At 37.9% G+C, this 11686-nt stretch carries 8 protein-coding genes and 1 pseudogene; 1 reads left to right on the top strand and 8 read right to left on the bottom strand.

Going from position 1 to position 11686, the window contains the following annotated elements; all coding sequences use genetic code 11:
• Window positions 1–83: 83 nt before the first annotated feature.
• On the bottom strand, window positions 84–2795 hold the full coding sequence (locus J7W16_RS11205) for a glycoside hydrolase family 3 C-terminal domain-containing protein (protein ID WP_210597398.1): 2712 nt from the start codon (window positions 2793–2795) through the stop codon (window positions 84–86).
• A gap of 207 nt (window positions 2796–3002) precedes the next feature.
• On the opposite strand from J7W16_RS11205, the gene J7W16_RS22295 reads away from it, so the two are divergent.
• The gene (locus tag J7W16_RS22295; protein WP_210597397.1) at window positions 3003–4247 is read left to right on the top strand and encodes a helix-turn-helix domain-containing protein; all 1245 of its coding nucleotides are present in this window, start codon (window positions 3003–3005) and stop codon (window positions 4245–4247) included.
• A 360-nt stretch (window positions 4248–4607) separates the two neighbouring features.
• On the opposite strand, the gene J7W16_RS11195 is transcribed toward J7W16_RS22295, so the two are convergent.
• From J7W16_RS11195 to J7W16_RS11165, 7 genes and pseudogenes are all read right to left on the bottom strand, one after another.
• A complete protein-coding gene (locus tag J7W16_RS11195) occupies window positions 4608–5315 on the bottom strand; it encodes a class I SAM-dependent methyltransferase (RefSeq protein ID WP_210597396.1) in 708 nt (235 codons plus the stop codon).
• Between the two features lie 91 nt (window positions 5316–5406).
• A pseudogene (locus J7W16_RS11190) lies at window positions 5407–5927 on the bottom strand (DinB family protein).
• Window positions 5928–6376: 449 nt separating this feature from the next.
• Window positions 6377–7006 (bottom strand): class I SAM-dependent methyltransferase, encoded by a 630-nt coding sequence (locus J7W16_RS11185; RefSeq protein WP_210597395.1) that lies wholly within the window; start codon window positions 7004–7006, stop codon window positions 6377–6379.
• A gap of 129 nt (window positions 7007–7135) precedes the next feature.
• Window positions 7136–8068 carry an NAD(P)H-binding protein gene (locus J7W16_RS11180; RefSeq protein ID WP_210597394.1) on the bottom strand — a complete coding sequence of 311 codons (933 nt, stop codon included), beginning with the start codon at window positions 8066–8068 and terminating at the stop codon, window positions 7136–7138.
• 48 nt (window positions 8069–8116) lie between these two features.
• Entirely contained in the window at window positions 8117–8686 is a 570-nt protein-coding gene (locus tag J7W16_RS11175) for a TetR/AcrR family transcriptional regulator (protein WP_210597393.1), read from the bottom strand.
• Between the two features lie 364 nt (window positions 8687–9050).
• The gene (locus tag J7W16_RS11170; RefSeq protein ID WP_210597392.1) at window positions 9051–10130 is read right to left on the bottom strand and encodes a Gfo/Idh/MocA family protein; all 1080 of its coding nucleotides are present in this window, start codon (window positions 10128–10130) and stop codon (window positions 9051–9053) included.
• Window positions 10131–10163: 33 nt separating this feature from the next.
• Window positions 10164–11318 carry a Gfo/Idh/MocA family protein gene (locus tag J7W16_RS11165; RefSeq protein ID WP_210597391.1) on the bottom strand — a complete coding sequence of 385 codons (1155 nt, stop codon included), beginning with the start codon at window positions 11316–11318 and terminating at the stop codon, window positions 10164–10166.
• Window positions 11319–11686: the final 368 nt, after the last annotated feature.

The following is an 11686-nucleotide window of genomic DNA, read 5'->3' as shown; positions in this document are numbered from 1 at the left end:
AAAAGCCAATATATGAATGGTTCCTAATTAAATGAAACTCGGCGGTACAAAAAGCACCGCCGAACCTCTTTTCGTTATAAGCTCTACTCCGTTTTCCAAGTACGAGAAACGGCATAGAGAACGTTTTTGCTTGCTCTTTGTAGATTAGTAACTGTATTTACTTGAGTAGCCGGGTCTTGTGCCGCAGCCAACCAAACTTTGTTGTTACCATCTCCACCACTCCATATTGCCATTACATCTAGAGAAACATCTCCACCGTTATATAGCATTTGCATTGGATCCATGTGTGGGTACATGTGAGCATCTGTGATTACTAGCCCTTCAAAGCCCCACTCATTTCTAAGCACTTGATTAAGAAGACCATCATGGCCACCAGCCCAAGTTAATCCAATATAGTTGAAGGAAGACATAGCACCAAGAGTCCCACCTTCTTTTACTGCCAATTCAAATGGTTTTAGATAGATCTCACGAATGGCTTGTTCATTAGACCAAGTAAATAGTGACGAGCGAGTACCATCTTCACGTTCGTTTAGAGCAAAGTGTTTCATGTAGGTAATGACACCTTTATCTCTCGCTCCTTTTACGACTTGTGCAGCAATTTTTCCGGATAATACTCCATCTTCACTGTAATACTCAAAGTTACGTCCATTAAAAGGTGTACGATGAATATTCATAGCAGGCGCAAACCAACCACTGTAGCCGAATGCCTGTGCCTCGTTTCCAACACTTTCACCCATTAAGTAACCAGCATCAGGATTCCACGTAGCTGCGATCATTGCTGGTGCAGGGTATGTTACACCGACACCTTCAGTTCCCATGATTGGACCTGAGTAGATATTAGATGCGATTGCCATCGTTCCATCAGGCTGTAATGTTTTAGGAACACCAAGTCTTTCAATCTCAAGTAATTGATATGCACCAGTTCCACTCACATTTGTTAGTTCTTCAAGTGTTAATTGGGAAACAAACTCATCCCATTTCGGATCATCATAAGGGACATCTGCCATCTCTGAAAGCATAATTGACTTCTCAAGTTCTTGACTATGTGCCGGCATATCATCAGCATTGAGCCCTAATTGCTCATCAGTGGGCACTTCGTACGTTAGTGCATCAAGGATTTCCTCCGTTGCTGTGAAATCAGCCTCTTCGGGACCCGTAAATGCTCGACTTGTTTCATCCCACTCTCTAGTCAGATAATCATCAATATGATGTGCATCCTCAAATTGATTTGTTGCAACTTGAACATCAGTTGAACGACTACCATCATTTTCTTCATTGAATATAATGTCTTCATTTAACGTGTATATTTCTGAATCAAGTTCTGTATGAGAATCATCCATCAGCATTAACTCATAATCACCTTTTTCAAGAACATACGCTTTGTTGGTTTCATAATCATACGAAGCCATATCCTCTATATCAAAAGAAACCGTATATATTTCGGTATCTCCAGGTTGAATTTCGTTCGTTTTATCGAAATTAACTAGGTTGACAGCTGATTTTTCAATTGCACCTGTATATGGTGGATTGTAATAGATTTGAATGACTTCCTTACCTGGAACGTCACCATTATTCTTAACAGCTACACGAAGATTTACCTCGTCTTCTTCAATATTCATTTCCACTATCTCTTTTTCAAACGTAGTGTAACTTAGACCATGACCAAATGGGAACAATACTTCTTCCTCATAATTGTATGCTTCATCAGTTGCATGACGTGTTTCGAAATACTTGTACCCTACGTAGATCCCCTCATTATATTGAACAAAGTATCCTTGTTCTTCTGGTGCATTCTCGTAGTGGTTAGACCCTGTCCAGTTACCCTCTGAGTCAATTTCTTTGTAATTATTAGCAGCTGGGATACTCATCATATCTGACACCCAAGTATCTACTAAACGTCCAGAAGGATTTACCGTTCCGTTTAATATTCTAGCTAATGACTTTGTACCAGATTCTCCAGGGAATCCCATCCATACAACACTTTTAATTGCAGGATAATCATCTAAGAAATCAAGTTGCATCACATTAACTGAGTTTACAACTAAAATAACGTTTTCAAAATTTGTACTAACTACATCAATCATTTCAGCTTCTTCTTCAGTTAATTGAAGATCAGTGGCACTTAAGTCAACCATTTCTCCGCCACCACGACCGACAACAACTAGAGCAGTATCCGAAAAATCTTGTGCATGTTCTAAGATCGTTTTCCCATCACTATATAACGAGTTATCTTCATATGCGCTCGTAGGTACTTCAGGAAGAATAAGATTAGTTTCCTCACCTAAGATTTCAGAATCACTTCTATTCTTAGGTGCAGCTGTTTCATCAATGGACACTTTACCAGTTTTATAGAAGTTGTAATGAAGATGTAACAGATCTTGATTTAATTCAAAATTCCCAACTTCGCTTTGAAGTGCATCTTCCAATTTAACTGCGTTAGTAACATCAGTTGCTGTAGAACCACCCGAGTTAAATAAAGTAACAACAGATCTAGTACCAAATACGTTGATTTTTGCTTTCTCTTCTGCTGATGTTTCTATTGGTAGAAAATCATCTGTATTTTGCATCAAAACAAAGGCCTCATCCGTTATCTTCTCGATTGTCTCAACGGCAGATGTATAGGATAATTGCTGTTCCTCTGTATCTGGTTGGAATTTGGCTAATAACCAATAACCTGAAGACGTGATGACAAATCCGTAAATCAACACACCTATAAATAAAACTGCGATTGAACTAAGAGAAATGAGTGTTATTTTTTTCTTCTTACTCATTCTTGCTTTCCCGTTCGTTTCCATTATCTTTCCCCCTCAATATTCACTACAAAGTCGATAACTCAGTCAGATCAGAATATTGTAAAGCGTTTGCAATTTGAATTATCGTACTTCGTCATTTATACTATCACTACATCTAGATCAGATATGGTATCTAGGTATTATTTTTAGAACCTAGGTACATGTATTAAATTACCATGTTTATTATTAGACTTAGAGGTGTTGTAATTAGTGGAACTTAAGAAGCATTCAATTCAAGAGTTATGCAATCTAATTTCTGAAAGTTTTGACCTATTGACCTTTTTTGTTAGTCCGACTGGGGATGTCTTATTTGAATATTTAAATGGACATGGAATAAACCCTTTATATGAAAATGAGAAACAAAATTTATTCAATGAGCTTAAGTTCGTCCCAGGAGAAGCACACCGTTATCCTGTATTGAGAAAAACCGCTCTATTCGAGAATTATCTATGTATTAGTGTTTTCTCCGACAAATCCTTCATAGGGACAGCTTTAATTGGTCCAGCTGTTCCCTTTCATTTGTCTGATGAGAAAATTTATAGTTTGCTAATTGATTATCGAAGTTTTAAATTACGTGATCAAATGCTTCATTATTATAGAAGTCTACCTATCTTAAAACGTGATAGGTTATTAACGATATCAGTGACAGCATACTACATTTTAAATCAAGAATTACTCTCTCTCGAAACAGTGAAAAACAATAATAAGCCATTTTTTCAAGCACTCGAAAAGAAGGAAAAACCAAATCTTGCCGTTTCCAAAAACTTACAAAATGGAGTCCAGCATCATGATCCACATACTGAAAAATTACAATTAGATATTGTTAGGGAAGGTAGAGTAGAAGACCTAAAGAACTTTTTCAAAATAGCAGAGGAAGAACAAGCAGGATTGTTATCGAAGTCGAGTTTTATCCGTTCAAGAAAAAATCAAATTATCATTATGACCACGTTGGTGACCAGAGCAGCCTTAGAAGGAGGATTACACCCTGAGATTGCATTTACTTTAAGTGATACTTTCATCCAACGACTAGAGGACCTGAATACGATTGATGAAGTAAGAAGTCTGGCAGGAGAAGTATTGTTCACATTTACTAATAAAGTAAAGCAAATAAAAAATGAGAAGTATACAAAAAGAATTACGGTCTGTATCAATTATATTTATCAACATCTTTATGAAGAAATTACTCTTGATCAATTAGCAGAACTTATTGGTGTAAGTCCAAAGTACCTCTCTACTCTATTTAAAAAAGAGGTAGGTACGACAATAAGCGAATACATCCAACAGGCTAGAGTAGACGAATCAAAACGGCTACTGTCCTACAGCGAAACTCCAATTTCGGAAATATGGTCATTATTAAATTTCTCGGACCAAAGTCATTTTACTAAAGTCTTTAAAAAGTATGTAGGGGTCACTCCAAAGCAGTATCGAGAACAGCATCATTTGATTGAGGGATGATGGAAACTTAGGATGGTGTATTTGTATTTAAAGAAAGTGGCCGGAAAAGTCGCTTCGAATACGCTACCGGGATGGGGGCACGCTTTCCGCAGGCGGGCGTTGAACTAACCGGCTACGCCGGTGGATTTCAACCTGCCCTTTCATCCTGCAGGAGTCGGCCCGCCCATCCCGTCCGCTTTGTTGAGAGTGGATAGGATTTCTCTGCTCTACCAGTACTGTCGTCACCTTTGGCTAGTGTGTCCTTCACAGGAGTCTTCGTATATTTCATCTGCTAAGTTATGTTCAAAGAATTTTAGTTAACCACTTTTGATATAACTGAGCCCATTCGAATTGAACTGATTTAAAAAACCTTTTTAGATATTACTTCACAACTGCTTTGATAATAAGAAACTGAGGACTGTTCATAAGTATTTCGTATTTTTCTGGTGCTTGTGTTTTAAATTTTGCTGTGGGTTGTGGTTCGATTACTTTTTCGAGAGAGAACCATTTTAATGTTTCGTTTAGTATTGAGTGAAGAGGTCTTCTGTAAAAGGGGACTTCATAAGATCTCCCTTCTTTATTCCATTTATCAATAATTAATTCAGTCATAAAATAGTTGTAATCCTGAAGTAGTTTTATATCTGAAAATGGGTGGTGGATTGAGAACAGTAAGATTCCGTTTGGCTTTAAAATCCTTTTAAATTCACTGAAGGTATTGCTCCAGTCCTGTATGTAATGGAGGGTTAATGAACTTATAATGTAATCAAATGAGTTATCTTCAAATGGTAGTTTCTCTTCTAAATCTAAACAGAGGATAGTAGCCTTTTCACCCACTCGCCTTTTAGAGGAACTAACCATTTCGGGACTAAGATCGGTTGCAACGACATTAGCTCCTCGCATAACTAATTGATGAGTATACCATCCAGCCGCACAGCCCGCATCAAGAACATTCATATTCTGCAAGTCTTGTGGTATCTGGTCTAACATGGAAGGTCTTTCATATTCACTATTATACAAGCTCGCTGTATCGACCGTATTCTCATAAACGCTCGCAAGTTGATTAAAGATGTTCTTCACTCTATCTTTCATACATCCTTCACCTCGTTAACTATCATTTTATTTACCTTCATTTACCTGTTCTGAAAAATCTATTAATCGTAGTTAAAACCTTAAACTGTTCTTAATGTGAAGATTCATTAAACCACTTTCTAAGTTGATTAATATGAGCCTGGTGATAGCGGTTATGGTCAGCCATATGCCATATCCCCCATCGAATCGTTGCTTTTCGTTATCATGTCCAAAACCAACATGACGCTCCAAATCAGCATCGGTTAATTGAATACAGGTCTCTTTTAACATGTCTAATACACTTCCATGTTCGGATATGAGCGTATTTCGCGATTTTCCTTTAATCATTGGAAGTCTATTATCTTGATCGATCATCGGACCGTATTGCTCTTTCAATGAATGGGGAAGAGGCTGATCCTTTATTCGATAAACCCAATTAAGATCAACATAGATAATATGCCTTATTAACTGAGCTGCACTATTAAAATCATTTGTAGGCCCTTTGTAATCGATTTCTATTTGGGACATACCATTTGTAATAAATTGTAGCCTTTTATTATTTTCCTTGACAGCTGAATACAGCATTCCCACAATAGGTTCCATCTTTTCTTCACCTTGTAAATCGTAAAACATTGCCATCTCTCCTCCCTAGCTTGATATTCAAATTGAGTCTACCAAATATTTCAGTTTATTCTGATCCTCTTGCATACTCCTACTTTCCATTAATCAGCTTCTATTAAAAAAAAGACCACTACAAAATCATTTGTAAAATGGTCAAAACTAACTTAGGATTTGTACACATCTCCACGGTTATAAATGGTTTATATATAATTTGTTCACTATGATCAACTTCGATATGATTCTATAACTCCCAACCCTTAATCTCAGATGCTTATTTCTACCCTTTAATGGCCTTTTTGGGTTCAATTCTTTCCCTTATTATAACATATAATATTCAATAACCGCTTCTTACTCCTTCTCAGCAATACGAGCTCTCTTTGAAGAATACAGGTGTATCTACTCTTCTCTTCATCGCATTGATAATTAATTCATTATATAGGTGTTTACAATTTCTGTAAACATCATTTTGTATATGCAACAACCTTATACTCAATCCTCTTTTTATTAACTTGATTGCCTGGTTCCCCAAAATAAAAAGTGAGTAATCGTCTAGCTTCTTCGATTGAATCAAATATAAACTCTGTATCGATGATTTCATAATCATATCCTCTACGAACCCAATCTGAAACAGAGCTTGTGATGTCATGTGGAGAGTATGATGTAAATTCATCATTTCCGTAATTATCGACAATGATTATTTTCCCATCATCCTTTACTACTCTCTCAACTTCATTTAATCCTTCATCAATATCAGCAATTCCATCGAAAAAGAATGCCCAAGTTGAATACATAGCATCAAACGTATTAGAATGAAACGGAATCTTTTGTGCTACACCACGAGACCAGACTAATTTTTTCTTCGTATCAACCATTTTCTCATCTGGTTCCATAGCAATAACTGTTCGCTTTTCGAAGATTAATTTTTCCGCAGTATATCCATTCCCCGCTCCTACGTCTAGGATCTTTCCATTAGGTAGAGCTTTGTCCAAATAACTAATCACTTTATTTTCTCTGTCCATACATCTTCGTTCTATCTCAAATAACTCAGGATTGACTCCCCCGTAAAACGGGATTATTTTTGCTAAATCCATTGGTTTCCCCTCTCTCACAATTAATTTATTTGATATTTAGGGTACTACCTCTTAAATACGATAACTTTCTCCATAAACGCATGTCTCCTTACTCAAATTATTTAACTTCAATACTTTGGCCCTGGTCTCTTATTGTACTAGTCTCATATGCTCAATCGTTTCCTTTAGTCCTTCACGATATGATGTCCGAGGAACGGGTCCAATTAATTGTTCGTATTTCTCCCCATTTAATACGACTGGTTCTTCATTTAAATAAAACATCTCGACAGCTTCCCGCATCTGTTGATTAAATAGACCTAGACATCCAATCATATTTTTCGTAATAGTTGAAACTCCTTTTTTGTATCCAGTTATCTCACGGATTGTATTGATTATCTCGTCCCCTGAAATAATATCATATCCAGGTATATTCCAGTTTTGTCCATATGCCTTTTCTTCAAGAGACAGAGTAACAATCGCCTTTGCTCCGTCTGGTGTAAAAATATATTCCCTAGCGATTCTTTGGTTTCCGACAAACGCAGACTTCTTATTCTTCACGATTGATGATAAGGTAAAATGCAAAATGGTGCTTTCTGCATTTGGGCCATAAAAATCTGGAAAATGAGCAATAAGAGCAGGAACTTCAGATTCCTTAACTAGCTTTTCAACTTCAAGTCGAATTCTTCCTTTTTTCGTATGTGGTTTTTTTTCGGCTGTTTCAACCGTATTCTTTCCACTCCGTCCATAGGCATAAATATTATCGACGATTGCTAGTTTGGTAGAATGCTTTTTTGCTGTTGTTAAGATGTTAGTCATCATAACCGGTAGTTTCTCCTCCCAATCGCTATAAGGCAGGTTTGCGGATTGAAAGATAATGTCCACACCATTCGCCGCTCCGTCTAAATCCTCAATATGAAAGAGATCTCCTGAATAGATTGTGACATTGCTATCATCCGCAAATAGCCTCTCTAATTTGCCAAGATTACGTGCGAAAGCGGTCACCATGATACCTCTTTTCGATAATTCCTTTGTGATAGCATAGCCCATCCCCCCTGAAGCTCCTAATACTAATGCCTTTTTCATTGTTCTTCCTCCTTTTATTAACCACCGGTCAATTTATGTTAAAAAAAATTAATCAAGCACTCTTAGTAAAAATTTCACATGTGCATCAGCCAGATCCTTTACTTCATCATAGTTAACAACATGGCGACAATAATGAGTAACAAATCCATGTAGCGATAAGAAAATGCTGTATATTTCACGAAGAGAAATGGTTTTGTCAGATAGAGAGAATAAGCATTGTGCAAACTTCTCATACGTTTTGTTTGGACCTTCATTAATAAAATTTCGTACCTCTTCATCTTTTACTAAGAACATGATCTCATAATGACTTTGATGTGTTAGACCAAATTCAATATAACTAAGTAAGATCTTCTTCATCTTCATCTTGTTTTCAATCTCTAGCTGCATCACTTGATCCAGTATATGATCAAGCATAGTAAAATGATCTTCAACTAATGCATAAAATAACTCAGCTTTATTCTTAAAATGGTAGTAAAGAGCACCATGACTGTAGCCTAATTCTTTAGCTATTTGTCTCATTGATACATATTGATAGCCCTTTTTCACAAAGAGCTCTCTTGCTGCATTCATGATCATTTCTCTTGTTAGTTCCTGTTGTACGGCTTTTCTTGGCGTCATGATTTCTCTCCTTATTGACCATTGTTCAATTTTGAGTATATTTGATAATTTTTCCAATGTCAAATTAAAAATATCTTTGACTATTATAACCCAGTTGTTCAATAGTTGTCCTAAATATTTTACTGACCAGACACAAACAATGGTAGGAGCTAACACGCCGCTCCTGAAATATACTACGCTTTCCGCGGGAAGCCGGTGAGCCTCCTCGGCTACGCCTGTGGGGTCTCACCTTTGGCTTTTACGTCCCGCAGGAGTCTACGTATATTTCATCCGCTAAATTGTTAACGTTGTTCACAAGTTGTGTTAAACATTCAAGTTCTGCACCAAGCCCTATCTAAATAATATAGATTACTTACATAGAGAATTACGCTGATTCAACATTAATTGCTTTCTCCTGTGCATCGATACATAGCTCTGCAGCTTTGAAAGTATGTTCTTGAGTCATTGCGTGTTCGGTTCCGTTCAGACAATCTAATATAAATTGACCGAAGAATGGAAAACCTACTTGGCCTGAGAGCTCAAAGTGCTTTTCACCTTCTTTGTTAACTAAGTAGAGGTGATCTCCTGAGTTACTTCGGGCTATATCTACGTATTTTCTTACTTCAATATAGCCCTCCGTTCCGAGAATGAGTACGCGCCCATCTCCCCATGTGCTAAGTCCATCTGGTGTGAACCAATCCACGCGGAAATAGAAGGTTGCCCCGTTATCAGCTACTAAAGTTGCATCACCATAATCTTCAAATTGGGGATAGTGTTTGTGGTTATAGTTAGCGACCTTACTGTGAAGCACTTTGGCATCCTTTGCCCCTGTATAATGCAAAAATTGTTCTATTTGGTGACTGCCAATATCGCAGAGAATGCCTCCATACGATTCTGGATCAAAAAACCAATCCGGTCGACTATTAACACTAGCCCGGTGTGGACCGGTACCCATTACTTGGATGACTCGGCCGATCGCTCCCTGATCAATTAACTGGCCTGCAAAAATGGCACTTTCAACATGAAGTCTCTCGCTATAATATATTCCCCACTTCAGACCTGTTTCTTCCACTTTCTTTCGGGCAAGCTCAACCTGTTCCTTTTTAGTAAATGCCGGTTTATCTGTGAAGTAATGCTTGCCATGGTCAAGAGCTCTTAATCCGAGCTCTTGACGATGAACAGGGATGTTGGCACTTGCAATTAATTCAATAGATGGATCGTTTAGAAGCTCCTCTTCTGAGTTTGCTGGGACAATCCCCGGGAATTTCTCACAAAATGCATGCATCTTCTCAAAATCGGGATCATAGACAGCAACTAACTCTGCTCCAGCTTCAATCAAACCATTGCACATTCCATAAATATGACCATGGTCTAGGCCAATAGCAGCGAATCGAAATTCACCTTCTCCTACCACTCTATCTACTTTTCCTTCAGGTGCGTAATTCATTCCATCCTGTTTATTCATGTACATGCTCCTCCCTAAACGATCCCAAGACTTTTATTTGTAATTTCCACCTGTCGTAATCTCATTCATTCCAAAGTTTTCTATTACTTTTGTTTTTTCATAGAAATACTTAACATTGCTCAACATACCGTCTCTTGTATAGAAGGGATCATCTTTCTCTAGCGGGAGCGAAACCTTCTCTCCTAGACTAGAAGATTTATAGATTGCTGTAATTAATTCGAGCGTTTGGCGACCTTGAATTCCATCGACGAGAACTTCTTTTTCCCCGTTAATGGCTTGCAGCACATCATAGATTTGCCCAGTATGGCCTTCATATTGAATCGATTCTTGTGAATCATACACCTGTTGTATGTCTAGTTCGAGTTTGGGGTTGTCTACTGGAAAACCGTTTTCTAATGACTTGGAGGCTTTAACTTTCCATGGAACGGAGACCCGTGCGTCCTTCCCCTGAAAAATAAGCTGCTGCTCTTCCCCGTGATGAACAACAGAGCTTGTAATTTGTGCTATAGAACCATCATCATACTGACAAATAGCAATAGACAAATCTTCTACCTCAGCATTATCGTGAGCTGTATTGGTGGTAATAGCAGTAACTTCAGATGGCATGCCATTCATCCATCTAAAAATATCAATATGGTGAACCGCGTGATTCAGCGTACAACCACCACCTTCTTTTTCCCAGGTTCCTCTCCACCACAGGTCATAGTAGCTATGTCCTCTCCACCAGTAGGAATCGATCTGAGTATGAACGATCGGTCCCATTAGTTTTGTATCAAGAACACTCTTCAATTTCATCATTGGGTCTGAAAAACGGTTCTGTGAAATCACAGATAGAATTTTCTTATTACGCTCAGCAGCAGCATTCATGGCATCGCATTCTGCTAGAGATGATGCCATTGGCTTTTCTACTAACACATGCTTTCCATGATTTAAGAAATCTACCGCAATTTCAGCATGAGTGTATGGAGGCGTACAAACTGACACTAGGTCTATATCACTACGAGCTATTAGGCTTTTGAAGTCATTAGAAATATCCACATCTAGATTAAGCTCATGGGCGATCGCTTTTGCTTTCTCAGGGTAAATGTCACATAGGGCGACAATCGTACAATCCTTGTTTAATTCTAAATAGCTATTAATATGAGCACTTGCAATAGCTCCGGAACCTATAATCGCAACATTAATCAATCTAGAATCACTCCTTGTTTGAACGGTTATTTGGATTTGTCATCCATTGAATTCGCTTACAATTAGTATTCTATTTTACTTCCACATGAAAAACATTGTCATTATTGCTTTAAACATTGCAAATATTGCTCATATGGAAACGTTTACATCGTAAAAAAGATTGCGATATAACTGAAGTGTCTACTGAGTTTTTCGAACAACGCAATCACGTAGCGGATGAAATATACGTAGACTCCTGCGGGAAATAAAGCCAAAGGTGAGACCCCACAGGCATAGCCGAGGAGGCTCACCGGCTTCCCGCGGAAAGCGAAGTATATTTCAGGAGCGGTGTCCACACACTATCTATCTTTATTTGGGTTTTAGAACGG

The organism is Halalkalibacter suaedae, from assembly GCF_017939705.1.
GTDB lineage: Bacteria > Bacillota > Bacilli > Bacillales > Bacillaceae_D > Halalkalibacter > Halalkalibacter suaedae.
This window is presented reverse-complemented; position numbering and strand designations above follow the sequence as displayed.

What these genes read in the sequence shown, in the direction of transcription:
- J7W16_RS11205 (WP_210597398.1), bottom strand. Translation starts at nt 2,795, where the DNA reads ATGGAAACGAACGGGAAAGCAAGAATGAGTAAGAAGAAAAAAATAACA.
- J7W16_RS11195 (WP_210597396.1), bottom strand. Translation starts at nt 5,315, where the DNA reads ATGAAAGATAGAGTGAAGAACATCTTTAATCAACTTGCGAGCGTTTAT.
- J7W16_RS11185 (WP_210597395.1), bottom strand. Translation starts at nt 7,006, where the DNA reads ATGGATTTAGCAAAAATAATCCCGTTTTACGGGGGAGTCAATCCTGAG.
- J7W16_RS11180 (WP_210597394.1), bottom strand. Translation starts at nt 8,068, where the DNA reads ATGAAAAAGGCATTAGTATTAGGAGCTTCAGGGGGGATGGGCTATGCT.
- J7W16_RS11175 (WP_210597393.1), bottom strand. Translation starts at nt 8,686, where the DNA reads ATGACGCCAAGAAAAGCCGTACAACAGGAACTAACAAGAGAAATGATC.
- J7W16_RS11170 (WP_210597392.1), bottom strand. Translation starts at nt 10,130, where the DNA reads ATGAATAAACAGGATGGAATGAATTACGCACCTGAAGGAAAAGTAGAT.